At 60.9% G+C, this 25980-nt stretch carries 26 protein-coding genes; 13 read left to right on the forward strand and 13 right to left on the reverse strand.

The window, feature by feature from the left end; all coding sequences use genetic code 11:
• Positions 1-124 precede the first annotated feature (124 nt).
• The 5 genes from AC3CHX_RS18005 to fliE all read right to left on the reverse strand — a co-directional run bounded on the left by AC3CHX_RS18005 (position 125) and on the right by fliE (position 4293).
• A complete protein-coding gene (locus tag AC3CHX_RS18005; protein WP_488629398.1) occupies positions 125-466 on the reverse strand; it encodes a flagellar protein FliT in 342 nt (113 codons plus the stop codon).
• 55 nt (positions 467-521) lie between these two features.
• Entirely contained in the window at positions 522-956 is a 435-nt protein-coding gene (fliS, locus tag AC3CHX_RS18010; protein WP_488629399.1) for a flagellar export chaperone FliS, read from the reverse strand.
• A 6-nt stretch (positions 957-962) separates the two neighbouring features.
• The gene (fliD, locus tag AC3CHX_RS18015) at positions 963-2444 is read right to left on the reverse strand and encodes a flagellar filament capping protein FliD (RefSeq protein ID WP_488629400.1); all 1482 of its coding nucleotides are present in this window, start codon (positions 2442-2444) and stop codon (positions 963-965) included.
• A 154-nt stretch (positions 2445-2598) separates the two neighbouring features.
• Complete coding sequence (locus AC3CHX_RS18020) at positions 2599-3795, reverse strand: FliC/FljB family flagellin (RefSeq protein ID WP_488629401.1); 1197 nt, start codon at positions 3793-3795, stop codon at positions 2599-2601.
• Between the two features lie 177 nt (positions 3796-3972).
• Positions 3973-4293 (reverse strand): flagellar hook-basal body complex protein FliE, encoded by a 321-nt coding sequence (gene fliE, locus AC3CHX_RS18025; RefSeq protein WP_488629402.1) that lies wholly within the window; start codon positions 4291-4293, stop codon positions 3973-3975.
• Positions 4294-4620: 327 nt separating this feature from the next.
• On the opposite strand from fliE, the gene fliF reads away from it, so the two are divergent.
• The 13 genes from fliF (at position 4621) to fliR (ending at position 16603) form a co-directional block, all read left to right on the forward strand.
• Positions 4621-6294 (forward strand): flagellar basal-body MS-ring/collar protein FliF, encoded by a 1674-nt coding sequence (fliF, locus tag AC3CHX_RS18030; protein ID WP_488644854.1) that lies wholly within the window; start codon positions 4621-4623, stop codon positions 6292-6294.
• Positions 6287-7282, forward strand: a complete 996-nt coding sequence (fliG, locus tag AC3CHX_RS18035) for a flagellar motor switch protein FliG (protein WP_488629403.1) — start codon at positions 6287-6289, stop codon at positions 7280-7282. Before fliF ends, fliG begins: the two co-directional genes overlap by 8 nt.
• Positions 7275-8021 (forward strand): flagellar assembly protein FliH, encoded by a 747-nt coding sequence (gene fliH / locus AC3CHX_RS18040; protein ID WP_488629404.1) that lies wholly within the window; start codon positions 7275-7277, stop codon positions 8019-8021. The genes fliG and fliH overlap by 8 nt, the downstream gene beginning before the upstream one ends.
• Positions 7927-9465: a flagellar protein export ATPase FliI gene (fliI, locus tag AC3CHX_RS18045; RefSeq protein WP_488629405.1), complete on the forward strand. Its 1539-nt coding sequence runs from the start codon at positions 7927-7929 to the stop codon at positions 9463-9465. The genes fliH and fliI overlap by 95 nt, the downstream gene beginning before the upstream one ends.
• A 14-nt stretch (positions 9466-9479) precedes the next feature.
• Positions 9480-9929: a flagellar export protein FliJ gene (gene fliJ / locus AC3CHX_RS18050; protein ID WP_488629406.1), complete on the forward strand. Its 450-nt coding sequence runs from the start codon at positions 9480-9482 to the stop codon at positions 9927-9929.
• A gap of 17 nt (positions 9930-9946) precedes the next feature.
• Positions 9947-11176 carry a flagellar hook-length control protein FliK gene (locus AC3CHX_RS18055; RefSeq protein ID WP_488629407.1) on the forward strand — a complete coding sequence of 410 codons (1230 nt, stop codon included), beginning with the start codon at positions 9947-9949 and terminating at the stop codon, positions 11174-11176.
• Between the two features lie 993 nt (positions 11177-12169).
• Positions 12170-12643 carry a flagellar basal body-associated protein FliL gene (gene fliL, locus AC3CHX_RS18060; RefSeq protein ID WP_488629408.1) on the forward strand — a complete coding sequence of 158 codons (474 nt, stop codon included), beginning with the start codon at positions 12170-12172 and terminating at the stop codon, positions 12641-12643.
• A 46-nt stretch (positions 12644-12689) separates the two neighbouring features.
• The gene (fliM, locus tag AC3CHX_RS18065; RefSeq protein ID WP_488629409.1) at positions 12690-13694 is read left to right on the forward strand and encodes a flagellar motor switch protein FliM; all 1005 of its coding nucleotides are present in this window, start codon (positions 12690-12692) and stop codon (positions 13692-13694) included.
• On the forward strand, positions 13687-14130 hold the full coding sequence (gene fliN, locus AC3CHX_RS18070; protein WP_488629410.1) for a flagellar motor switch protein FliN: 444 nt from the start codon (positions 13687-13689) through the stop codon (positions 14128-14130). Before fliM ends, fliN begins: the two co-directional genes overlap by 8 nt.
• Before the next feature lie 8 nt (positions 14131-14138).
• Complete coding sequence (gene fliO / locus AC3CHX_RS18075) at positions 14139-14687, forward strand: flagellar biosynthetic protein FliO (protein WP_488629411.1); 549 nt, start codon at positions 14139-14141, stop codon at positions 14685-14687.
• A complete protein-coding gene (fliP, locus tag AC3CHX_RS18080; protein WP_488629412.1) occupies positions 14687-15469 on the forward strand; it encodes a flagellar type III secretion system pore protein FliP in 783 nt (260 codons plus the stop codon). The genes fliO and fliP overlap by 1 nt, the downstream gene beginning before the upstream one ends.
• A gap of 70 nt (positions 15470-15539) precedes the next feature.
• Positions 15540-15809 carry a flagellar biosynthesis protein FliQ gene (fliQ, locus tag AC3CHX_RS18085; RefSeq protein ID WP_488629413.1) on the forward strand — a complete coding sequence of 90 codons (270 nt, stop codon included), beginning with the start codon at positions 15540-15542 and terminating at the stop codon, positions 15807-15809.
• 8 nt (positions 15810-15817) lie between these two features.
• Positions 15818-16603 (forward strand): flagellar biosynthetic protein FliR, encoded by a 786-nt coding sequence (gene fliR, locus AC3CHX_RS18090; RefSeq protein ID WP_488644855.1) that lies wholly within the window; start codon positions 15818-15820, stop codon positions 16601-16603.
• 247 nt (positions 16604-16850) lie between these two features.
• Here the strand turns inward: fliR and flgL are convergent, their stop codons facing one another.
• From flgL to flgE, 8 genes are all read right to left on the reverse strand, one after another.
• Positions 16851-18059 carry a flagellar hook-associated protein FlgL gene (gene flgL, locus AC3CHX_RS18095; RefSeq protein WP_488629414.1) on the reverse strand — a complete coding sequence of 403 codons (1209 nt, stop codon included), beginning with the start codon at positions 18057-18059 and terminating at the stop codon, positions 16851-16853.
• Between the two features lie 59 nt (positions 18060-18118).
• Entirely contained in the window at positions 18119-20095 is a 1977-nt protein-coding gene (flgK, locus tag AC3CHX_RS18100) for a flagellar hook-associated protein FlgK (protein ID WP_488629415.1), read from the reverse strand.
• Between the two features lie 87 nt (positions 20096-20182).
• Positions 20183-21208: a flagellar assembly peptidoglycan hydrolase FlgJ gene (gene flgJ, locus AC3CHX_RS18105; protein ID WP_488629416.1), complete on the reverse strand. Its 1026-nt coding sequence runs from the start codon at positions 21206-21208 to the stop codon at positions 20183-20185.
• A 12-nt stretch (positions 21209-21220) separates the two neighbouring features.
• On the reverse strand, positions 21221-22366 hold the full coding sequence (locus AC3CHX_RS18110) for a flagellar basal body P-ring protein FlgI (protein WP_488629417.1): 1146 nt from the start codon (positions 22364-22366) through the stop codon (positions 21221-21223).
• 14 nt (positions 22367-22380) lie between these two features.
• Entirely contained in the window at positions 22381-23064 is a 684-nt protein-coding gene (locus AC3CHX_RS18115) for a flagellar basal body L-ring protein FlgH (protein ID WP_488629418.1), read from the reverse strand.
• Between the two features lie 17 nt (positions 23065-23081).
• Positions 23082-23864: a flagellar basal-body rod protein FlgG gene (gene flgG, locus AC3CHX_RS18120; protein ID WP_488629419.1), complete on the reverse strand. Its 783-nt coding sequence runs from the start codon at positions 23862-23864 to the stop codon at positions 23082-23084.
• 25 nt (positions 23865-23889) lie between these two features.
• On the reverse strand, positions 23890-24633 hold the full coding sequence (locus tag AC3CHX_RS18125; protein ID WP_488629420.1) for a flagellar basal body rod protein FlgF: 744 nt from the start codon (positions 24631-24633) through the stop codon (positions 23890-23892).
• A 55-nt stretch (positions 24634-24688) separates the two neighbouring features.
• On the reverse strand, positions 24689-25978 hold the full coding sequence (gene flgE / locus AC3CHX_RS18130) for a flagellar hook protein FlgE (protein ID WP_488629421.1): 1290 nt from the start codon (positions 25976-25978) through the stop codon (positions 24689-24691).
• Between the last annotated feature and the right edge of the window lie 2 nt (positions 25979-25980).

The following is a 25980-nucleotide window of genomic DNA, read 5'->3' on the forward strand; positions in this document are numbered from 1 at the left end:
ATAAGGATATTTTGATTTCAGCCCATCGTTTCGCGATGCATTTCGAAATGGCCGGAGATCAAGTGTCTGGCTGCACCAAACACATTTCATGGCAACTGTCGGATCGAACCCAACACCTTCGCCGCTATCGTAGAAATTCGGCCTTAACGTAAGCCTGATTCAGATTCTGCTGACGCCGCAGGCTGTCCATCAGGGCGCTCAAGCGCGCAAACTGCGGCGCCGCCAGATCGCGAATCTCTGCATCGTCGGCCAATATCCGTTCGAGCAACAACTGTTTTTGCGCCAGTTGCGATTGATCGAGCACATGCCCCGGCTCTATCGTTTTCAGACGCTCGACACAGGATTGGAATTCCTCTTGCAGCGCCGTCATGGCATCCCAATCGCCGGCACGCGCCAATGCCAGCATATGTCCGGTGATCGGCACAATTTGCGCGTAGCAATGCATTACCTCGCTTTGATCTTCCATCGCACTCTCTTGATTGTTCGGTATCCGGTACTCCGCCGGACCGTTCCCGGGCAGACTAGCCCGATATCTTGTTGCCATCGATTTCACGCCAGGCAGAACCGATATTTTCCAATAAGCGCTCCGCCTCATCCAGCAACGCCGGATCGTTGCGCAGGTTGGCGAACAACAAACGCTGATTGATATAGTCGTACAACGCAGATAAATTCGCCACCAGCTCGGCGCCCGCCCGGCCGCCGGCTTCAGCGTCGAGACTGGCCTTGAGACCGTTCTCGATAATGTCGATGGCCTTGGAGATCGCGTTGCCTTTGGCGCCAATCTCCTTATTTGCCATATGCTGGCGCGCCATGCCGATAGCGGCCCTGGCGCCGGCGAACAACAGGCTGATCAGTTGATGGGGCGAGGCGCTCAGCACCGCGCTTTCGACGCCCATCCTGGCATAGGCGCGTGCGCCCGGATTGACGACTGGACTGGATCCTGGTGGCTGGTACATGGCTATTTACCTTTTATTCAGCGCGTCGAACTGCTCGGTCAAATATGCGCTGGTCTTATTCAGTCTGGCGACCAACAGATCGAGCGCCGTAAACTGCTTTTTATAGCGCGCCATCGTGTCATCCAGGCGAGCGGACATAGTGTCGTACTTCTTGTTTAAATCATCCCGTGTCTTCGTCGCTCCTGCCGTCGCCAGCGTCAACAAGCCGCCGGTTCCACCAAAATCCTTCAGCAGGGATGCCATTTGTGTTGCGTAACCAGTGCTACGACCATCACCGCTGCCGACAAATAATTTGCCGACCGCATCCGGATTGATGTTGAGTTCCCTGGTCAGCTTGTCGGCATCGAGCGCCAGTGTGCCGTCCTTCTGCAGCGACACCCCGATTTGCATCAGTGAAGTCAGCCCGCCGCCGCTACCGTCTTGTTGCGTGGTGAGCAAGGACCGAATCCGGCTCTGGATCGCGTGCAAGGCTGAGTCGCCAGATAATACCGGCGATACCCGCTCGTCTCTTTTTGTCAGGTCATTGTATTTTTTTGCGCCATCGTATTTGGTGAATGCCGCGGCAGCGTTTTGCAGATTGTTATACGCCGTCACAAAAGCATTCACCGCCGTCGCCGCTACGGGCGTGTCGCGCGCCACCGCAACGGTCGAACTGCCAGTAGCCACCAGCGTCATGGTGACACCCGGTACTGCGTCTTGCACAACGTTGCCGGCTCTTGCGACAGCAATCCCGTTGACGGTCAGTTCGGCATTCCTGGCAGCCACCGTTTGCTGCATGTTCTGCGCCCCGCCGCCGACATCCTGCGCCAGCAGTTTTTGCAGCGCCGGATCGCCCGCCACCGAAATCTGCATGCTGGAGGCGGCGCCGGTGGCGTTTGAGGTCAGTACCAGGCGATGCGGACTGCTGCTGCCGTCATTCATAATCGTCGCCGTGACGCCAGGCGCCGTGCTTTTGTTGATCGCATCGCGGATGCCCTCCAGCGTGTTATTCGCACTGTCAATCGTCACGGAAGCTGCGCTACGGTCTGCATCTGCGGTAAATTTCGCATCGTTATATTTACCGGTCTTCAGGTCCAACGTACCGCCCGAAATTGTCCCGAATGCGATAGTCACCGTGCCGTTTCCAACGACGGTTTTCGCACTGGACAGTCCGGCAGTGGCGAGCGACTGCGCTTGCGCCAGTTGCGTGACGTTGACAGCATACGAGCCGACAGCGGCGGTCGCGCCCGCGCTGGCGCTCAATACGCCCGCAGCGCCCGAGCCGGCCTTGACTGCCTGATACAGCGAGGCCGCAGCCAGTCCTGTAGAAGCTGCCTGAAAAGCGCCCAGCAGACTTTTCAGCGTGCCATAGGCCGACAACCTGGCGGTATAACTGTTCGACTGATTCTGAATCTCCACTAGCGACTTCTCTTCGAACTTCCTCAATTCAGCCAGCGTTTTCGCCAGCGGAAGCCCCGAGCCGACGCCATCGGTAACGATACCCGCCATGATAATCCTCCGAATTCCCTAAAATGCGCGCCATCCGCGCTATCCGTACAACTTGCGCCAGGCGGCGCCCGCCGACGCATCAGGCCGGCGGAGCCCCGCCGGCCTGACATGACTACCGGCAGGCATCGGATCGACATGCCTGCCGCCGTCAAGCTTATTGCAGCAACGACAGAACGCTTTGGGTGGTCTTGTTCGCTTGCGCCAACACCGAAGTACCGGCTTGTTGCAGTATTTGCGAACGTGTCATGTTCGACACTTCGGTCGCGTAGTCGGCGTCTTCAATCCGGGAACGTGAAGACGACAGATTGACAGTGGTCGTGCCGAGGTTGGCGATAATGGAATTAAAACGGTTTTGTACCGCACCCAGCGCGCTGCGCAGGTCGTCGACTTGCGTTAATGCCTTGTCGATCGTTCCCATCGCCGATCCGGTGGCAGCCGAGCTCAGCTCGGACAAACTGATTTTGGCGGTATCGATTTTGAAGTCGGCTTTTTTACCATCCGTCGATTTCTCCGCTGCTTTCGGATCCAGTGCAATGTAGAAATTGACCGTCGCACCGCCTGCAATATCGAAGCCATTGGCTTTCAGCTTATCCGACTCAGCCTGGTCCTTTGGCTTGATCGCCACTTCGGCATACCAATTCCCCGATTTATCGACCATAGTGGTCTTGGTAAACTTCGCGCCACCGGCGGCAAGACCGAGACGCGTGGACAAAGCATCAGCAGTAACCTCGGCAGAGTCACTGCTGGTCACCGCTGTACTGTCGCCAAAAGCAGCCTTGAATTCAGGCGCGCCCGCAGCACGCACACCACCTTGCGGTCCGCTGACATTGAAGCCTTGCAGACCCAATGATTTCGAACTGATTTCTTTCAAACCGATCGAAATCGTCTCGCCGTCGTTCGCGCCGACCTGAACGCTCAGGGATTTGGCCGACGCAGACAACACTTTGACCCCGTTGAAATCGGTTTGCGCCGAGGTCCGGTCGATTTCCGCCAGGCGCTGGGTGATTTCATCCTGGATCGATTTCAGATCGCTGCGCGAGTTGCTGCCGTTGGCCGCCTGCACCGCCAGTTCACGCACACGCTGCAGGTTGTTGTTGACTTCGTTCAACGCGCCTTCGGTGGTTTGCGACAGCGAGATGCCATCGTTGGCGTTGCGCGATGCCTGGGTCAGGCCTCTGATGTTTGCAGTAAACCGGTTGGCAATGGCTTGACCGGCGGCGTCGTCTTTGGCGCTGTTGATGCGCAGGCCGGACGACAGGCGTTCGATTGCCGTGCCTAACGTGCCTTGCGACTTTGTGAGGTTATTCTGGGTCAGCAACGAGAGGGAATTGGTGTTAATGACTGATGCCATGGTACGACTCCTGTTTACAAAGAAAGATTAAGGTTGCCGGCTACGGTGCCGTAACGCTGGCCGTGCTGCTTCGTGCAAGCCACCGTTGTTCAGGTTATCGGCAGGTGTCGGGCAAACCTTTAGGGCCGCCTTGAAAAAACCTGAAATCACCTGCGCTGACCGCATGCCAGCAACACCTCAGGCAGGCAGATTCATAATTTCCTGATAGGCGGAAACCACTTTATTCCGTACCTGCAGGCCCATCTGAAAACCGACATTGGCTTTTTGCAAGTCCACCATCACATCATTCAGCGCCACCCCCGGCTTGCCCAGTTCAAACGCTTCCGCCTGTCCCGTCGCACGCGTCTGCGCGGCACTGATGCGCTCCAGCGATTTTTTCATTTCGTCGGCAAAGCCGCCGCCGACCGGACCCGCGCCCGCGCTGGAAAATGCGGATCCCGCCGCCTGGGCCGTCGCCCGTAATTGCTGCAGTACGGATTCAATTGCCGCTATCGCCATGTTGTTCTCCGATGTTGAAATCCTGCAGCCTACCAGCTGTGCATGTGCGGCAAAGCGCCAGGTGACGGCAAAAATCCCGGCTATTCAAGCGATCGAAAGCGGGCCAGGCGGCCGACAATCGATAAGGTCGTCAGAGCCCGCACAGAGTCTCTGCCGCGCGTTCTGTATCGACACCAACTCTCACATCTTTAAGAAAGACTGCTGTATGTCACCCAAGCAGAAGCATGAAGTGAACGACACAAATCACAGGCGCCACTTATCTTCTACGGACCAGCCTTGCCGGTCGTTGCTGTTGGCATCCGCCAACTGCATTCTCCGGGTGTCTGCATGAGCCCGGCGGGCACAAATGCCGGGACATCGGGCAACGGCAAGCCGGCGCTGCTGGCGCAGCTGCGGGCCATGCCGCGGCTGCCGTTGATGATTGGTGCGGCCGCGGCGATTGCCACGATGGCGGCAGTATGGCTGTGGAGCCGCGCCCCCGACTATCGTGTGTTGTACAGCAATCTGTCCGATCGCGACGGCGGCGCGATCATCGCCTCGCTGCAGCAAATGAATATTCCGTACAAATTTGCAGAGGGCGGCGGCGCCGTGCTGGTAGCCTCCGGACAAGTCCACGAAGCACGCCTGAAGCTCGCCTCCCAGGGCTTGCCGAAAGGCGGCTCGGTCGGCTTCGAGTTAATGGATAACCAGAAATTCGGCGTCAGTCAGTTTGCCGAGCAGGTCAACTACCAGCGCGCTCTGGAAGGCGAGATCGCCCATTCGGTCGAGTCGATTGCGGCGGTAGCGTCGGCCCGCATCCATCTCGCGATTCCCAAACCGTCGTTGTTTGTGCGCGACCGGCAGAAGCCCAGCGCCTCGGTCATACTCACGCTGCAGCGCGGGCGTTCGATTGACGACGGCCAGGTCGGCGCCATCGCCCACCTGATTTCCAGCAGCGTGCCCGACTTGAACGCAAACAACGTGACGGTGGTCGATCAGGCCGGGAATTTGCTGTCGGCGCCGCATGCCGGGAATCGCGGACTGGATGCCAGCCAGCTGAAATACGCTCAGGAAATAGAACAAAACACCATCCGTCGGATCGAAGCGATTTTGCAGCCGATCGTCGGCGCCGCCAACGTCAAGGCGCAAGTCGCCGCCGATATCGATTTTTCAACGGTCGAAAATACCGACGAAAAATACCGTCCGAATCAGGACCCGGCGAGTGCGGCGATCCGCAGCCAGCAATCGAGCGATTCCAATCAGCAAGGCGCGACGCCGCCCGGCGGCGTTCCCGGCGCGTTGTCGAATCAGCCGCCGCTTAACCCCACTGCTCCGATCACCGCTGCCGCGAGCCAGGCAAATGCCTCCCCTGGCGCGAACGCCAACCGCAGTTCCAGCAACGTGCGGCGCGACGTCACCACCAATTACGAGGTGGACCGGACGATTCGCCATGTGCGACAAGGCGTCGGCGGCGTCAAACGCTTGTCGGTGGCGGTAGTCGTCAACTATCGCGGCGTGCGCAACGCCCAGGGCAAGGCAAGCGCGCAAGCGATGCCGGCGGCGGAACTGGAACAAGTCAGGAACCTGGTCAAGGAAGCCATGGGATTCAGTGCCGAACGCGGCGATTCGCTGAACGTCGTCAATAGCCAGTTTGTAGCGACCGACAATGTGGCAGCAGATTTGCCATGGTGGCGCCAGCCGGACAACATCGCGCCGGCCAAAGCCGGTGGCCAGTACCTGTTGCTCGCCCTACTCGGCCTGTGGCTGTGGCTGGGTGTTGTGCGGCCGTTGTTGCGCAAGCATTTGGCGCCCCCGGTCGTCGCGCCGCTGGCGTTGCCCGGCGGTGCGGCTGGCGCTGCAGAGCCTGCGCCCGTCGCCTTGAGCCCCGAAGCGCAGGAGCGGCTGGACCAGCGGTATCAGGACAACCTGGAACACGCGCAAGCGATCGCGGAAAAAGATCCACGGCAAGTCGCCATGGTGATTAAGAACTGGATGGAAAGCGGGACGGACAGCAATGAGTGACGACGGAATCAGAAAAAGCGCCATCCTGTTGATGGCGCTGGGTGAAGACAGCGCCGCCGCTGTGTTCCAGCATTTGGCCCCACCCGAAGTGCAGAAGCTCGGCTTCGCCATGTCCACATTACGGCATGTGACACGGGCGCAGATCGCCGCGGTGCTGGAAGAGTTCCGGCTTGAAACCGAGCAGTTCTCGGCCATCACGCTGGATCCGGGCAGCTATATCCGGGCCGTACTCAACAAGGCGCTCGGCAGCGATCGCGCTGCCAGCCTGATCGAGGACATTCTGGAATCGGGCCAGAATGCCAGCGGTATCGATAGCCTGAATTGGCTGGAGGCGAGCGAAGTCGCCGAGCTGATCCGCGAGGAACATCCGCAGATTATCGCTACCATGCTGGTCCACCTGGATCGCAGCAAGGCCTCGGAAGTGCTGGAATTGTTCAGCGAACGGCTGCGCCACGACGTCATTCTGCGGGTCGCCACCTTCGGTGGTGTGCAGCCTGCCGCGCTCGATGAATTGACCGATGTGTTGTCGGGATTGCTCTCCGGCCAGGGCGTCAAGCGCAGCCGCCTGGGCGGCGTCCGCGCCGCCGCCGAGATTCTGAACCTGATGAGCAGCGCCCAGGAAGAAAGCGTGATCCGCCACGTGCGGGATTTCGACGGCGACCTGGCGCAGCGCATCATCGACGAGATGTTCCTGTTCGAAAATCTGCTGGAAATCGAAGACCGCGGCATCCAGTTGCTGCTCAAGGAGATCGAATCGGAATCGCTGATCATCGCGCTCAAAGGTGCGCCGCAAGAACTGCGCGACAAGTTCCTGGGCAACATGTCGCAACGTGCCGCCGAGATGCTGCGCGAGGACCTGGAATTGCGCGGCCCGGTACGGGTCTCCCAAGTCGAGACCGAACAGAAAGCCATTCTGCAAACCGTGCGCCGCCTGGCGGATGCGGGCGAACTGGTCCTTGGCGGACAAGGCAGCGACGCGTATGTCTGAGTTCTACGACCACCCCGCCGGAAAACTGTCCATCAGCGCCTGGCAGCGCTGGGAAATGGGGGCTTTTCCGCCGCCGCCGGACCCAGCGACGGACGCGCACAGCGACCGCGCCACCCACGCGCCGCCAAGTGCCACATCCGCGCTCGAACAATTCCAGCCGATCCTGCTGATCGATGAAGCCGAACTGACCCGCCTGCGGCTGGAAGCGCAGCAGGCCGGCGCAGAAGAAGGCCGCCAGCTCGGCTATCTGGAAGGCCGGCAACAAGGTTATGCAGCGGGCGCGGCGCTGGCCGCCAGCGAGCTGGCGCAGTTGTCCACCCTCGCCGCCGCGCTGCCTGCAGCGTTGCGGAATGCCGATCGGGAAATCGCCGATGCGTTGTTGACGCTGGCACTGGACATCGCCCGACAGCTGGTATTGCAGGAATTGACCGCCGACCCGGAAGTCGTTCTGGCCGCAGTACGCGCGTTGCTGCAAACCGAACCGGCCCTGAGCGGCAGCCCCCGGCTATGCATGCATCCCGAAGATCTGGCCCTGGTGCAGCACTATCTCGCCGAAGATTTACACGCCGCAGGCTGGTTGCTGCGCGCCGACCCGAGCCTGAGCCGCGGCGGTTGCCGGGTCCATGCCGGCAGCGGTGAAATCGATGCCACGCTGGAAACCCGCTGGCAGCGCGTCACGGCGGCACTCGGCCGCAGCGACGCCGGCAGCGGCCGCTTACTCCCTCCCGCTCATGACTAAGGACGACACCGGCAGCGCCAACCCGCATCTGCTCAGCTGGCGGCGCAGCCTTGGCAACGCCGGCATCAACGTTGGCCGCAGCATGCCGATCCGCAGCTACGGCCGCCTGACCCGCGCGGTCGGCCTGGTGCTGGAAGCGGTCGGACTGCGTTTGCCGGTCGGCAGCGATTGCCTGATCGAACTGCCGCCCGGTTATTCCCAACGCAGCACCGAAGCCGAAGTGGTCGGCTTTGCCGGCGAGCGCATCTTTCTGATGCCGCGTAGTGAAGTCGCCGGCCTGATACCGGGTGCGCGCGTGTATCCGATGGAATCGGCCCCGTCCTCCTCTGCCTTGGGCGGCAACCCGCTCAGCGCTGGCGAGCCTGCGCTCCAGGCCGGCGCGAAGCGGCTGCCGGTCGGCGCCGGCATGCTGGGGCGCGTGGTAGACGCCAGCGGCCGGCCGCTGGACGATCTGGGACCGCTCGATTTTTCCCGCGAAGTGCCGCTCTCCGCCGCCCCGATCAATCCGCTGGCGCGAGCGCCGATCGATGCCGTGCTGGATGTCGGCGTGCGTGCCATCAATGCCTTGCTCACCGTCGGCCGCGGCCAGCGCATGGGCCTGTTCGCCGGTTCCGGGGTCGGCAAGAGCGTGTTGCTCGGCATGATGGCGCGTTATACCAGCGCTTCGGTGATCGTGGTCGGCCTGATCGGCGAACGCGGCCGCGAGGTCAAGGATTTCATCGAAAACACACTCGGCCCGGAAGGCATGGCGCGCGCAGTGGTGGTCGCCGCCCCAGCCGACACCTCACCCTTGCTGCGTTTGCAAGGCGCTGCGTATGCGACCTGTCTGGCCGAGTATTTCCGCGATCAGGGCCAGGACGTGCTGCTGATCATGGACTCGTTGACCCGCTACGCCATGGCCCAACGCGAAATCGCCCTGGCGGTCGGCGAACCGCCCGCCACCAAGGGTTATCCGCCGTCAGTGTTCGCCAAGCTCCCGGCCCTGGTCGAACGGGCCGGCAACGGCGCCCGCGATGCCAACGGCGCAGGCGGTTCGATCACCGCGTTCTACACCGTGCTGACCGAAGGCGATGACCAGCAGGACCCGATCGCCGATGCCGCCCGCGCGATCCTGGACGGCCATATCGTCTTATCGCGCAGCCTGGCGGAAGCAGGCCACTACCCGGCGATCGATATCGAAGCCTCGATCAGCCGAGCCATGACGGCCTTGATCAGCAGCGCGCAATTTGCATCGGTGCGGCGCTTCAAGCAGATGCTATCGCGCTATCAACGCAATCGCGACCTGATCAGCGTCGGGGCGTATGCCGCGGGTAACGATTTGCAACTGGACCAGGCCATCGCGCTCTATCCGGACATCGAGGCATTTTTGCAGCAAGAGATGGATGAGCGTACCAGTTACGCAGATTCCAGCGCCCGCTTAGATGCCATTTTCTCCAACGACTAACCTGAAAGAACCGCATGTCTCATGCCTTACCGCTCGCCATGTTGCTCGAACTGGCCCAGAGTAAAACCGATGATGCCGGCCGTCGGCTCGGCCAGCTGCAAAGCCTGCAAACCAGTGCGCTGCAAAAGCTGGCGTTGCTACAGGAATATCGCAAGGAATATGCCGACAAACTGCAAGTCCAAATGCGCGCAGGCGTTCCGTCGGCACGCTGGCGCAACTTTCAGCATTTCATCGGCAGCCTGGACGGCGCCATCGAACAACAACGCGCCATTGCCGACCAGGCCGATACCCGCCTGGCGCACGGCCGCAGCGACTGGCGGCAAAACAAGCGCCGCCTGTCATCGTTCGGCACACTGGCCGAGCGCGTGCGGCAACAACAGGCGCGCCTGCTCAACCAACGCGAACAGCGCGACAACGACGAGCATGCGGCCAGACAGTTCCAGTTGCGTAGCGTCACCGATTGATTTTTTAAGGAACTTCCATGCTTACTCCGACAGTCGTCAACCAGAGCAGCGCGCCGGCGGCCAACTCTTTGCTCAAAAACACTGACCGGCAAAATAACCCGGACAGTTTCGGTCAGGTGCTCAATCGTTCCCTGGCCGGGAATGACAGCAGCACGGCCAAAGCATCCGAAAAGCAAACTGAACCAACCAGACGACCGGCTGCGCGCGCCGGTGACGAGCGGGATCAGCAGCCGGATCAAAACCCCGCATTGGGGCTGGCGCTGATGCAAATCGACGGAAAGCTTGCCACGGTTGCGGCAGACAATGCGCAGGCAGGCGTCGGCAACACGCTCCGTACCTCGGCGGATAGCCAGTTCGTCGGCACAACCGGCGCGGCAGCTGCCAGCCGCGAGAGTGTCGATACAGATCTGAAGCCAGCCGCGGATAAAGCCGACCCGGCGCCGACCCGGGATGCCGGGATGGATCCAACCATACAACTCACCGGCATCGGTAGCGCCGCCAATGCACGGCTGTCGGTCAGCGCCGGGACAGAACCAGGCCCGGCCACGCTAAGCGCCAAGGATGACAACACCGGCCTGGCCGACGGCAAGGCCGGCACGATCGCCGCCGAGGCCATGATCGCGCAAAGCGCCTCAACCAACGGCGGCGGCAATCGCCCATCTCATCACGGCGACAGCGCCGGCAATGCCAGCGAACAATTCAAGGTTGCAGCCTCAACCGCAATGATGCCGCCGGCACCGGCAGTACAGTTGCCGTCCGCCATGGCCGGCATCGACGCCAGCGCGACAACCGCCGTACAGCTGCCGCTGACGCCCGCAGTCGGCAGCAGCGAATGGGGTCCCGCACTGGGCAAACAGGTGCTCTGGATGGGCAACAACCACCAGGCGCTGGCTGAGCTGCATCTGAACCCGCCTGAGCTGGGTCCGTTGAAAGTGGCCCTGAGCTTTAACGACAACCAGGCGCAAGCCCTGTTCGTATCGGCCCACCAGTCGGTCCGCGCAGCCATCGAGGCCGCCCTGCCGCAGTTGCGCGCCGCACTCGCCGACAATGGCATCAGCCTGGGCAACACTTCCGTCAGCGCCGACACCCGGCAACAGCAACCAGGCGCGTTCGGCCAGCAGCAGGGCAACCAGTCCCACTACCGCAGCTCGGATTCAGCAGCACCGGTGCAGCCAGCCGCAACCGAGCGGCCGACAGTCGCAGCAACCCGGTCCGCCAGGCGTAGCGCTATTGATACGTTTGCCTGATGGATTTCGGTCGTCGTTATCTAATACGGTTGCTACTCCGTGGAAGCTAGTCGGGGGTGGCCCGACAGCCAGTCGCTTTTCTTGCTTCGCCAAGAGCGGTTCGGTCGTCGTTAATTGAAACGGTCGCTGCTCCGTGGGTACAAGCCGGGGGTGGCCCGGCAGCCAGTCACTTTTCTTGCTTCGCCAAGAAAAGTAACCAAAAGAAGGCGACCGCAAAGCCACTGCCCTCCCGTTGGTCGGGTCCCCAAATGAGCCAACTGGCATTCGGGAGGGGAAACAAACTCGCTGCGCTCAGACAAGTTTCCCCTCTTTATCCGAATGCCAGTCGTCTCATTTGGCAGCGTCTCAATGCGGAAGATCAACAGCAACGTCAACAGCAACGTCAACAACAACCCCTCGGCGCTCCGTGGTGGGTTAAGCGGGGCGCAGTCATTCGGCACGCTCGCTGCCTGATAAACACAGTCCCCGATTCACCGCAGAGGCTGTGGGTTTTGACGTTGCTTTTGACGTTGCTTTTGAATTCCGCATTGAGACGTTGCCAAATGGGGCGGCTGTCAGTCGGGAATTGTGGGGAAACTTGTCTGAGCGCAGCGAGTTTGTTTCCCCACCCGACTGGCAGACGACCCATTTGGGAACCCGCCAACGGCGGGCAACGGCTTTGCGGTCGCCTTTCTTTGCTTACTTTCTTTGGCGAAGCAAAGAAAGTGAGCGGCTGCCGGGCCGCCCCCGGCTAGTATCCACGGAGTAGCAACCGTGTTATTTACGCGACGACCGAACCGCTCTTTGCGAAGCAAGAAAAGTGACTGGCTGTCGGGCCACCCCCGACTAGCTTCCACGGAGTAGCTACCGTTTTAGATAACGACGACCGACCGAAATACAACAGCCACCCAATACTCAAACCCCCGAGTTAAACCCATTTCTCCCCCTTGATCAGCAATTAGCCCCCACCCCATATCGCCAACAATGACCGCTGGAATATCAAGCAGAAACAACATGGCAACCACCACCGACAATCAAGCAACCTTACCAAAAAAAACCAAGATAGCCATCGCCATAGCGCTGCTACTCGTCGCCGCCATCGCCGGCGCTGCCGCCTATTACCTCGGCGGCAGCCGCGCACCGACCGCTGCCGCACCGGCGACCAAGGCCGAAGCGCCGATCTTCGTCGCGCTGGAACCGTTCACGGTGAATTTGCGCCAGGAAGAGCACGAGCGCTTCCTGCACATCGGCGTCATGCTAAAAGTCAGCGATGCCAAATCGCAAGCCAGAATCACCGAATATCTACCCGAGGCGCGCAGCCGGATTCTGCTGATGCTGGCGAACCGGCAACCCGATTCGCTGGTCACGGCAGAAGACAAAAAACAGTTGGCCGCCGAAATCCTCAAGACGCTGAACCAGCCCTTCTCCGCCGACCAGCCGGCACAGCAGATTACCGATGTCCTGTTTACTGCGTTTGTGGTGCAGTGACACCCGGCTCCTGCACATCCGCACCGGTCCAACCTAGGATTAATTAATGGCTTATGAACAGCTACTGTCTCAGGACGAAGTAGACGCACTCCTGCAAGACGTTACCGGAGAGTCCGATCAGGCGCCCCCGCCAGCGCTTGCGCCGGAGGGTGTCCAAACCTATAACCTGGGCACCCAGGAGCGTATCGTGCGCGGCCGCATGCATACGCTGGAAATCATCAACGAACGCTTCGCGCGCCAATTGCGCAGCGGACTGTTCAACTTCATGCGGCGCAGTGCCGACATTTCGGTGGGCGCGGTGCATATTCAGAAATACGGCGAATTCATCCGCCATCTGCCGGTACCGGCCAACATCAATCTGCTGCATATGAAGCCGCTGCGCGGCACCGCACTGTTTGTATTCGATCCCAACCTCGTGTTTCTGGTGGTCGACAATCTGTTCGGCGGCGACGGTCGCTTTCCCATGCGAGTCGAAGGCCGCGATTTCACCCACACCGAGCAGCGCATCATCAAACGCTTGCTGGATCTGACACTCGACAGTTACCGCAGCGCATTCAATCCGATCTATCCGATCGAATTCGACTATGTGCGGGCCGAGATGCATACCAAATTTGCGAATATTGCGACACCCAACGAAGTGGTGGTCAACACCACTTTCCATATCGAATTCGGACCGATCGGCGGCGCTCTGCACGTCTGTATGCCGTATTCGATGATAGAACCGATCCGCGCCTTGCTATCCAACCCGGTGCAGGATGAAGTGGAAATTGACAAGCGCTGGGTCAGGCAACTATCGCAACAGGTGCAAAGCGCCGATGTCCGGCTGACAGCGGACTTCATCGCCTTGCCGTCCACCATCGGCCAGCTGTTGCAACTCAAAGCGGGCGACGTCCTGCCGCTCGCGATGCCGGAAACAATCCTGGCCAAGGTCGACAATGTTCCGGTCATGGAATGCGCTTACGGCACGTCGAACGGCCACTATGCGTTACGCGTACGGCAAATGATTAATCACCGCGAGAGCGATGTCAGCAAGGGGAACGAGCATGAGTGACGAGCAGCAACAGGATCAAACCGGCGAGATGGCAGATGACTGGGCCAGCGCGCTGGCGGCGCAAAGCGCGGCAGCGCAGCCGGCGACGGCGACACCGGAAGCGGACCCGGCAGAAAGCAGCGCCAGCGTATTTCAGCCATTGAGCGGGGAAGCTGCCGGCGCAGGCGCTCCTAAAACCGATATCGACATGATTCTGGATATCCCGGTGCAACTGACGGCCGAATTGGGACGAACCCGCATCACCATCAAGAATTTGCTGCAGCTGGCGCAAGGCTCGGTAGTCGAGCTGGACGGTCTGGCCGGCGAGCCTATGGACGTGCTGATTAACGGCTATCTGATTGCGCAGGGTGAAGTCGTCGTTGTGAATGACAAGTTCGGCATCCGCCTGACCGACATCATCACGCCATCCGAACGTATTCATAAACTCAATCGATGATGACGATCATGCAGCGCTCTCCAGTACTCCAACGATTGGCCGCTGGCTTGACTATCCTGGCGGCATTGCCGGCCGCTGCGGTGCCGACGTCAGCGGCAGGAGGCGTCGCAGCAGCAAGCGAGGCGGCCGCTTCCAGCGCTGCCGCGAGCGCACCGGCATGGGGTGCAACCGGTTTGTTGCAAGCCGCCTTGGGTCTGACAGGCGTGTTGGCGCTGATTTTCCTGTGTGCCTGGGCAGCGCGTCGTCTGGGCCTGCAACGCCAGGGCGGCGGCAATCTGCTGAAGGTGGTCGGCAGCAGCATGCTCGGCCAGCGCGAACGCGTGGTGATTGTCGAAATCGGCGGCGCGTGGCTGGTGCTCGGCGTGACGCCGGGCCGGATCAATGCGCTCCACACCATGCCGGCCGCAGCCGCAACGCCGGCGCTTGTCCCCGACCATGCTTTTTCCGGCGGCGCATCATTTGCCGCCAGCCTTGCCCAAAAACTCCAGAACGCGCTAGGTAAGCCGATGCAAAAGCCTTTCGCACAATCCGCAGAACCTCCAAAACAGTCCGACTAATGTACGCCTCCTCCCTGCTCTCCCGCCGCACCCGGCGCTTATCCGCCGTCACCAGCGCTGTCGTGCACCTATTGCTGGCGCTGGCGCCGGTGTTCGCCGGCGCCCAGGGCATCCCCGGCATCACCGCCACACCTGGCCCGGGCGGCGCGCAAACCTGGTCGCTCAGCGTCCAGACCATGTTGCTGCTGACCTCGCTGTCATTCCTGCCGGCGCTGTTGCTGACGATGACCGGTTTCACCCGCATCATCATCGTGCTGGGACTGCTGCGCACCGCCATCGGCGCCCAATCCTCACCGCCGAATCAGATACTGGTCGGGCTGGCGCTGTTCCTGACCTTGTTCGTGATGTCGCCGGTATTCGACCAGGCCTACAGCGACGCCTACAAACCTTTCTCCGAAAATAAAATCAGCGCCGAACGGGCGCTCGAACGCGGCGTGCAGCCGTTCAAGAAATTCATGCTGAAACAAACGCGCGAGGCGGATCTGGCCTTATTCGCGAGACTCGCCCACAGCGGGCCGATGCAGGGACCGGAAGAAGTGTCGTTAAGAATACTGGTGCCGGCATTTGTCATCAGTGAATTGAAAACCGCTTTCCAGATCGGCTTCACCATCTTCATCCCGTTCCTGATCGTCGACCTGGTCGTCGCCAGCGTGTTGATGTCGATGGGGATGATGATGGTCCCGCCCGCCACCATCGCCTTGCCGTTCAAGCTGATGTTGTTTGTATTGGTCGATGGCTGGCAACTGCTGGTCGGGGCGTTGGCGCAGAGTTTTTATACGTAGAACTTACACAGACCGCCCCAGTGGCGTTACGCCCACAACCGTTCCAATTACCGCATATCGAGTACCGAAAATGACCCCCGAATCAGTCATGGCCCTGGGCTACCAAGCCATGAAAATATCCCTGCTGCTAGGCGCTCCTCTCCTGCTGGTCGCCCTCGTCACCGGCCTCATCGTCAGCCTGTTTCAGGCGGCAACCCAGATCAATGAGATGACCCTCTCGTTTATCCCGAAACTGCTCGCCGTATTCGCCACACTGGTCATCGCCGGTCCGTGGATGCTCAACGCCATTCTTGACTACATGCGCCAGCTGTTCTCCGGCATTCCCCAACTGGTCGGCTGATGCAGCCGGTGCTGGCGCTCACCTCGGCCCAGCTTAGCGCCTGGGTCGCTGCGTTTTTGTGGCCGTTCGTGCGCATGCTGGCGCTGATCGGCACGGCGCCGGTATTTGGCGAAGCGATCGTGCCACGGCCGCTTAAAATCGGACTCGCAGCGCTGCTGGCAATCGCGATCGGGCCGACTCTCGGTCCCCTGCCTGCCGCTCCGCCGGTCTCCGCCGCCGGCGTCTGGATCCTGATGCAACAAGTCATCATCGGCGCTGCCATGGGCTTTACCATGAAACTGGCATTTGCCGCGGTACAGGCGGCAGGCGATTATGCCGGCCTGCAAATGGGCCTGTCGTTCGCCTCATTCTTCGACCCCACCAGCGGCGGCAACACCATGGTGCTGGCGCGGCTGCTGAACATGCTGGCGCTGCTGATTTTCCTGGCGGGAGACGGTCATCTGATGGTGATCGCGACGCTGGCGCAGAGCTTTGCGATCTTACCGATTTCCGATGCACCGCTGGCCGCCGGCGGCTGGCGCCTGCTGGTGCTGGCAGGCGGCAATGTGTTTTCTGCCGGCCTGATGCTGGCACTGCCGTTAGTGACCGCGCTGCTGACACTGAATCTGTCAATGGGCATTCTCAACCGCGCCTCGCCACAGTTAAGTATTTTTGCAGTCGGCTTCCCGCTGACCTTGCTGGGCGGCATCCTGGTCCTACAAATGCTGATGCCGCACCTGGCCCCGTTCCTCGAACAGGAATTCGCCCACGCGCTGACTGCCATGTTGCAGGTTGTCCAAGGATTGCGGCAATGAAATCAGATACACAAACGAGGAGGATGTTGCCTATCCATTCGGGCTGGGTATGTGTTGAATTGGATTTATGGAAATCAGCACCCCGGCCCGTTCGGGCTGAGTAGCCCGAACGGGCGTATCGAAGTCAGCGCTGATGCAAGCGCGAAAAGTAGCTTTTGTGGAGTTGGAAGCAACGAGGGCACAGCACTGCACTGTGCCCTGGCGGTTATTCAGGAAGCTGAAACCGGCATTGCCGGCAAGCTCTGCATCACAAATAATTCATCAACGAAATTTTCTGAATTTTCATGAAAGCCAACTGCGTTGCCTGCAACGACACCTGGCGCTGGGCCAGCTCGACACTCGCGCTCATGACGTCCAGATCCTGCAACTCGGATAAATAGCTCTGATCCGAGATCTTGCGCATGGCGCCGCTGGCGTCGAGCGCATCGACTTCGTTCAGGCGCGAACCGACCGACGCAGTCACCGTCAATACGTTGTCAAGCGCGTTGGCCAGTTTGACGTTGCCGGTACTCAGCGCATTCAGCAATTGCGCACGATCGGCAGCTGTCCCCTTGTCCACCGGCTTGCGCAACGCCGCGATCATGTCGCCCAACGCCGCAAAGATATCGCTGCCGGCATTTTTTGCAGTCGATACATGCAGCGTATCGCCGTCGGCAGGCGCGCCGCTGACCTTGATCTGCAGGCCGCCGAACGTGATCGGGGCACCGTCGTTGTAGGCACCGGTCGCCACCGTCACCGGCGGCGTGGCGATCGTCGCGACAGTGTAGTTGCCGCCGGTGAAGCGAATGCTGAAATCCTTGCCGAAATCGGCATTCGCCGCATCGACCACCGCGCCGGGTCCGAATACGGCAGTACCGGTATTCGGACCCGGCGCTGACGTGACGTACCGGGCTCCGCCCTGCACCGACTGAAAAATCGTCCGGCCATCGTCACTCGCAGCCATCTGACGCGATGCGTCAACCTGCGTCAGACGCCGGCCCTGATCGCCGAGGTAGGAAACGCTCCCGTCCGCCTGCCTGACGAACGGCGGGCTGCCGCTCTGAAAACCGGCAAACAGGAACTGGCCGTTGCCATCGTCGGTATTCGCCAATCCCAGCAACTGATCGGCATGGCTTTGCAAGCTCGTGGCGATGGCGGCACGGTCGGCATCCGACAGGACGCCGCCGCCCTGCACCACCAGCGTTTTGACGTTGTTGAAAATATCCGTGACATTGCCGAGAATATTCCCTTCCAGCGACAAGCTGTGTTTAACCTGATTGCGGCTGGCGGCATACTGCTCATTGAGTGCAATCGCTTGCGCTACTGCCAGCGCGCGGGTGGCGGCAATCGGGTCATCCGACGGCGCCAGCATCCTGCGGGTGGCCCCGATTTGCTGTTGCACACGCAACAGGCTGGCTTGCTGCATGTTCATCGCAGCCTGACTTTGCTCATAAAACGATTGGGTGCTGATGCGCATCGTATTCTCCAGACAGTTTTAATTAGTCATAGGGCTTAGTTGCCGACTTGTTTACCGCATCAGCTCCGGATCCCCAACACCGCGTCAAACAGGGTGGAGGCAGTCTGAATCACTTTGGCATTGGCTTGATACATTTGCTGAAACATCAGCAGATTGGCGGTTTCTTCATCCTGATTCACACCTGACACCGCTTGCTGCGCTGCCTTGATCTGGGCGCTCAGGCTGGTTTGGGCGGACTGCGCGATCTGCACTTGCCTGGTCTTGTTACCGACCGAACTCACCAGCTGGGCGTATGCATCGTTAAAGCTGGCGCTGCCGCCTGCCATGGTTTTTTTACTTTGCAAGGCCCCCAGCAGCAGCGCGTTGCTACCGTCGGAAACACCGCCCAGATTCGGCTTCAACGTGAACTTGTCGCCATTCGCCGGGCTGCCGCCGAGCGCTATCGAAATCCCGTTGAAACGCATCGTCGCAGCGGCCGTCAGCGGTACCGGGACCCCCGGCCCGTAGGTGTGTGCGCTACCGTCGGCCAGCGTCACCGTCACGCTCGCTGCAGCCGGGAAACCGCTCAGCGTGTTGCTTGCTTTGTCATAGGTCAGTGTGGTGATTCCGGCCAGCGGAGCGTCGCGATAGGCGGCATCGATGCTGGCCGGACCGAGCGCGCCGCTGCCTTGATTGGCGGCCGGATTCCCGCTCAGAACCGGGTTGGCGGCAGCCACCCTGGCCGGATCCGTCACCAGGACACTCAGATCGCGGGCGCCGTTGCGGGTCGGCTGGATCAGGAATGAATCGCCGGGCTGCGCCGTACCGCTGCCCAGCGCCAGCGTGACGCCATCGAACGTCACCGGAAAATCCGCATCGGCATAGGTGCCGACGACGTTCTGGTCCGACAAGCGCGTCAACGCATACTGCAAGGCGCCGGGAGCGCCGCTGACGCGCAGTGCATAGTCGCTGGTGGTCAACTGACCGACATCGGAAAATCCCGGCGCCAGTCTCATGTCGCCCTTGTTGCGCGCATTCGAGAGCGCCGCAGGACCGGCTTGCGTGAAGAAATCCTGGCCCAGCGCGCCATGCAAATCGACGCCCAGCTTGTGCTGCGCATTGAACCTGTCAGCCACTGCAATCGCCATCCGCCCCAGCGCATTTTGTGCCGCGCCCAAGGTTTCATTGCGGAACTGCAGCAGGCCGCCCAGCGTGCCGCCGCTCAGCATACTGTCCTGCATTTCGACCGGCTTGCCGTTGGCATTCACCAGCGCAACCGCGCTGCGGCCCGGATCGGCGGCGGAATTCACCGCCTGTAACTTCGAGGCCTGATCGCCCAGCACCAGCGTCTGCCCGTTGCCGATAAACACGTTGTACTGGCCGCCATCCTGCAGCACGACCCTGGTCGAAACCAGCTGGCCCAGGTCGCTCACCAGCTGATCGCGCTGGTCCAGTAAATCGTTAGGCGCCTGCTGTCCACCCACGCCGCCTGCCAGCGCGATCTGCTTGTTGAGGTTGGCAACCTGATCCGCCAGGGTATTGATCTGTTCGAGATTGCCGGCGATGTGCTGATTGACCCCGCTATTCATATTGCTCAGCTGTAAACTCATCGAGCGGTACTGGTTCGCGAGCGCTTGCGCCCCGCTGATCATCTGCTGGCGCGCGGCGGGATCGGCAGGCGTATTGGCAACACCTTGCACACCGCTGAAAAAAGTCTGCATCAGCGGTGCCAGACCGGCAGCCTGATCGGCCAGCAAATTATCAATCTGCTTAATCTGCGAAGAATAAGCAGACAGTGCCTGATTCTCCCCTTGGACCTGATTCAGTTGCGCGCTCAGGTAGTGGTCATAGCTGCGGACCACATTCGTGACTGCCGCGCCGTTCCCGAAAAAACCGACGCTCGGCAGGTAAGTACCGCCATTGGTCGCGACGACAGCCGTCTGGCGACTGTAACCGGGCGTAGCGAAATTTGCCGAATTATGTCCGGTGGCAAGCAGCGAGGACTGGGCGGCGTTCAAGCCGCTTAGACCGATATAAAACATGTTGTTCGACATCATTCCATCCTGAAAAAAATGCGGGTGAACGCCGCTGCGAGCGCGGCTGATATTCGGTATAACGGCAATTGCGCTGAAAAATTAAGGGGGTCAGCTCATCTGCCGCATAATGCGCAGCAACTTTTCCCCATATTGCGGATCGGTCGCATACCCGGCCCGCTGCAGGCCATGCGCCGCCGCAGCCGGATCGCGCGCCGCCAGCACCGCCGCATAGCGTGGGTTACCCGCTAAAAAGCTGGCGTAGTCGGTGAACGCCTCCTGATACGAGCCGTAAGCCCGGAACTTCGCGCGCGTGTGCTGCGCCACGCCGTCCACGTATTCAGTGGTAGCCGTTTCCACCACCGCCCCCTTCCAGCTCTTGCCGGCCTTGATCCCGAACAGGTTGTAACTGGGGGAGCCGTCATCCGCCTTGATTACACGACGTCCCCATCCGGACTCCAGGGCGGCCTGCGCCAGAATCAACTGCGACGGCAAGCCGCTGGCCTGGCTGGCCGTCTGCGCGGATGCCGCCATGCTGCCGACAAATTGATCGATCTGTGCTTGCGAGGTACCGCCGGCACCGGCCGGTCGGCCGGATTTACCCGAGGCCGCGTCGTAAAACGACAAGTTCGGCAGCGCCACCGCGCGCTGCAACCCGGCTTCAGACATCTGTTGCAGATTGTGAGACGGTTGCAGCGGCATGGGCTGCGGCGGCGACTGCCCGCGCTGCGCAGCCGCCTGTTGCTGCGCGCGTTGATTGACATCGCGCGTCAGTTGCGCCTGCATCGCCTCGGCCAGCCCCAGTCCGCGGCCTGACAGATTTTGCGCCAGCTGCTGATCCAGCAGCGAGGTGTAGGTCTGCGCTTGCTGGCTGTCGAACAGGCCATCGGACGGGGTCGCGTCGCGCATGCTTTTCAGGACCATCTGCATGAACATCGCCTCAAACTGGCGCGATACCTGCCTGATACCTTCGGCCGGCGCGGTTCTGCTGGTCCGGCGCAAGGCATCGACGCCCTGCACATCGAGCGCGAAGCGCTGATCGAGATCGCCGCTGCGGTTGGCTGGACTGACCGAACCGGCGGTACTCGCTGCTGCAGGTCCAATGGGCAGATTGCCGGGGGATGGGATGAGATTCATGCTCGCCTTAATCTAAATGATTTCCAGCTCCGCGCGCAAAGCCCCGGCGGCTTTCATCGCCTGCAATATCGATACCAGATCCTGCGGATTGGCCCCCAGGGTATTCAAGCCGCGCACCACATCGGCCAGCGCTGCGCCGCCACGCACTACCTGCAACGCGCCACCGCCCTGATTCAATTCGATTTGCGAAGTTTGTGCGACGACGGTCTTGCCGCCCGCCAATGGATTCGGTTGACTGATCACCGGCTGGGTATTGATCACCACCGACAGATTGCCGTGGGCCACGGCGCAATCTTGCACCCGCACCGTTTGATTCATCACCACCGAACCGGTGCGGGCATTGATGACCACCTTGGCAGATGCCTGGACCGGCGTCACGTCGATATTTTCAATCCTGGCCAGGAAGCCGACCCGGGCTTCCGCTTGCGTCGGGCCGACGACTTGAATCACGCGCGCGTCCAGCGCCTGCGCGGTACCCGAACCGAACGTCCGGTTGATCGCATCCACCGCTTTTTGCGCAGTGCCGAAATCCGAGAGATTCAGTTCCAGCGTGAAGGTCCCGCCATCGCCCAGCGGCGATGCCAGCGCGCGTTCGACCATCGCCCCGGCAGGAATCCGGCCGGCGCTCAGCTGATTGACCTGTACCTTGCTGCCATTCGCCGAGGCACCGGCGCCGCCGACCACCATATTGCCCTGTGCGACCGCATACACCACACCGTCGGATCCTTTCAATGGCGTCATCAGCAAGGTGCCGCCGCGCAGGCTCTTGGCATTCCCCAGCGACGCCACCGTGACATCGATATGCTGACCGGGCCGGGCGAACGACGGCAGGCTTGCCGTCACCATCACGGCAGCCACGTTTTTAAGCTGCATGTTGTTACCGGATCCCACGGAAATCCCCAGTTGCGACAACATATTGCTCAGACTCTGGGTGGTGAATGGCGTTTGCTGGGTCTGGTCGCCGGTGCCGTCCAGCCCCACCATCAGGCCGTAGCCGATCAGCGGATTGTCGCGCACCCCTTGAATGCTGAGCAACTCCTTCAGCCTTTCCGCCCGGACCGGCGTGGCGAGCAGCAGAGCGCAGCAAAAAATGCCGGATAACAGCGCAGCGCCAGTCCTGGCCACGCGCAGCTGAAGAGAACGGAATGTCATAGGCATAAATGGATGAAGACTCAGAACGGTAAAACATTAAGGAAGAAGCGCTGCAGCCAGCCCATGTTCTGCGCCTCGTCGATATAGCCTTTGGCGCTATATTCGATCCGTGCATCCGCCACCTGGCTGGATGAAACCGTATTGCTGCCGGAGACGGTGCGCGGGTTGACGACACCGGAGAAACGGATGAATTCGGTGCCCTGATTGATCATCATCTGCTTTTCGCCGCTGACGATCAGGTTGCCGTTGCCGAGTACTTCGGTGACGGTGACCGTAATCACGCCATTGAAGGTATTCGCCGCATTCGCGCCGCCCTTGGCGCTCAAGGCATTCTTGCCCTCGGCCCCGGCATCGAGGTTGCCGAACAAGCCACTGAATATTTTTGGAATCGCCTTGAGTCCGCTGCCAGCGCTGCCGCTGCGGCTGGCATTGGCGCCGGAATTCTTGCTGGCGTTGACGTTTTCGTTGACGACAATGGTCAGAATATCGCCGACGTTGCGCGGCCGCCGGTCTTCAAACAGGGCTTGCGCGCCATATCCTGACTGAAAAATGGCGCCGTTCACCGGCGCGGCTGGCGGACGCGGTTCGGCGCGTGCCGTCATCGGCTGCTGCACCAGCGGGTCGCGCGGAATCTGGGCGCAAGCACTGATTAATGCGAGCGCCAGCATCAGGCACTTGCCGGCAAATTTATCAGCAGCATGCATTCCTATAGGCCCCGTCGTCACAACTGCGTCAGTTTCTGCAGCATCTGGTCGGACGTGGTCACCGCCTTGCTGTTGATTTCATACGCACGCTGGGTCTGAATCATGTTGACCAGCTCTTCCACCACGTTGACATTGGAGGCCTCGACATAGCCCTGGCTGAGTATGCCGCCGCCATTCTGACCAGGTGCGGTCTGATTGGCGCCGCCCGAGGCGTCGGTTTCGACGTACAGATTTTCGCCCTGGCTTTGCAGACCGGTCGGATTCAGGAAGGTGGCCAATTGCAGTTGTCCGATCTGCACCGCGCTGCTGCTGCCGGCCTGCATCACCGACACCGTGCCATCGCGCGCTATCGTCATGCTGGTGGCGTTTTGCGGCAGGGTGATCGCCGGTTGCACCGGAAAGCCGCCGGCAGTCACCAGCTGACCGTTCTGATCGGACTGAAACGAACCGTCGCGGGTGTAGGCGGTCGTGCCGTCCGGCATCAGCACCTGGAAAAACCCGTCGCCGTTGATGACGACATCCTTGGCATTATCGGTCTTGGTCGGATTGCCCTGCGTATGGATGCGCTCGGTAGCGACCACGCGCACGCCGGTACCGATTTGCAAGCCGGACGGCAAGCGGGTCTGATCCGACGTCTGGGCGCCGGCCTGACGCAGGTTTTGATACATCAGATCTTCGAATACCGCGCGGCTGCGCTTGAAGCCGGTGGTGCTGACGTTGGCGAGGTTATTCGAAATTACGTCGAGATTGGTCTGTTGAGCATCGAGACCGGTCTTGGCAATCGAGAGGGAACGCAACATTTTAGAACTCCTGGTAAGCCTGGGTTTAACTATTTATGCTGAGCAATTGATTCGCATGCTGATCGTTGCTATCGGCGCTCTGCACCACTTTCATTTGCATCTCGAACCGGCGTGCATTGCTGATCATGTCAACCATCGCCTCGACCGGATTGACATTGCTGCCCTCGATCGCACCGGTGGTGAGCGTCACGCCGGGATCCGCTTCTGCTGCGGCCAGGCCGTCGCGCAGGCGGAACAAGCCATCGTCGCCGCGCACCAGGTCGGCATGGACCGGCCTGACCAGCTTCAGACGGCCGACTGCGCCGGTGCCGGTGGCCGGATCGCCCGCGCCCAATGCGCTGACCAGGCCGTCTTTGGTAATCATCACCTGCGCCCCCGGCGGCACCACCATCGGGCCGGCCTCGCCCAGCACCGGGCGTCGGTCCATGGTGGTCAACTGACCGTCGGCCGCGACCTGCAGATTGCCGACGCGGGTGTACGCCTCGCCGCCCGCAACCTGCAGCGCCAGCCAGCCGTCGCCATTGATGGCAACGTCCAGTGCGCGCCCGGTTTCCGTGATCGGACCGCTGGCCATATCCGCACCGGGGGTCGACGCCACCACAAACGCCCGGGTAGCCGCCTCTTCGCCCAGCACCGGTACCGCGCGAAAGTTGTTGAGCTGGGCCCGGAAACCGGGGGTCGAGACGTTGGCCATATTGTTCGCCACCGAAGCTTGCTGCTCCAGGGTGTGCTTGGCGCCGCTCATGGCGACATAAATCATCCGGTCCATGTTGTCTCCCTGATGCGTTGAGCGGCGTAATGTAAATTAAGCGATGGCGTGTTCATCAGCGCATGCTCACCAGTGTCTGCATGACCTGATCCTGGGTCTTGACGGTTTGTGCATTGGCTTGATAGGTACGCTGCGCAATGATCATGTTGACCAGTTCGGCGGTCAGATCAACGTTGGAGGCTTCCAGCGCGCCGGAGCGCAAAGCGCCGAGTTTGGTGCCGACGCCAGGTGCGCCGGTCAGCGCCTGGCCGGACGCCGCCGTTTCGGCATAGCCATTGTTGCCGATCGGCTTGAGGCCATCCGGATTGGCAAATGCGCTGAGTACGATCTGGCCCAGCGCCTTGGTTTGCTCGTTCGAATATTTGCCTGTGACAGTGCCGTCCTGGTTGACCGCAAAAGCCGTCAGCGTGCCGGAGGTATACCCGTCCTGGGTCTGCCTCTTGGCTTCGCTGGTGTTCCCGAACTGGCTGGTGCCGGCGATATCCATGCTGAACGCCAGCGGCGACGAACCGTTGCCGAAATTCAAGCCGGCGAAATTGATTTTTCCGCCGGCCGGGCTGATCGGTTGACCGCCGGCATCCAGCGCCAGCTTGCCGTTGCTGTCGAATGCAATCGCACTAAGCGCCGCGCCGCCGTTCGCCGGCCTGGCCGGATCGGCCGGATCGGCGGGCACCTTGGCGCCCTTCGCATCCAGCGGCCAGCCGTCGGCGCTGGCGTACATGCTCCAGGCATTGGCGCCGGTCTTGACAAAGTAAGTGGAGATTTCATGCGCATTCCCCAGCGAATCAAAAATTCTGGTGGCATTCGGATAATTGTAGGTGGTCGAATCGTTCGCATCGAATGGCGTTTTGGCTGGCACCGCACTGCGCGCATCCAGATTGAATTGCGCCGCGATCGCCGTGGTCGGCTGCGGCGCCAGCGCTGCTTGCGGCAATTGCAGCGCAGTCGGACTACCGCCGGCAAGACTGCCGTTGGCCGTCACCGGATAGCCGGTCAGACGCAAGCCGCCAGGACTGACGATGTAGTTATCTTTATCGACATTGAACTGCCCGTTCCGCGAATACGATATTTCGCCGCCAGGGCTGGCCAGACGGAAAAACCCATCGCCGCCGGTGATCGCCATATCGAGCGCGCGGGTGCTGCTCTGGACCGCACCCTGCGTGAAATTTTGCGAGACGCCGGCAACCTGCGTGCCGAGCCCGACCCGCGAACCAGCATACACGTCCGCAAACAATACGCTGCCGGTCTTGAAACCGACCGTTCCCGAGTTGGCAACGTTATTGCCGATGACATCGAGATTACCGGACGCGGCATTTAAACCGCTGACTCCCTGCGCAAAACCCATTC

The sequence above is a fragment of the Glaciimonas sp. OK215 genome (assembly GCF_057787885.1).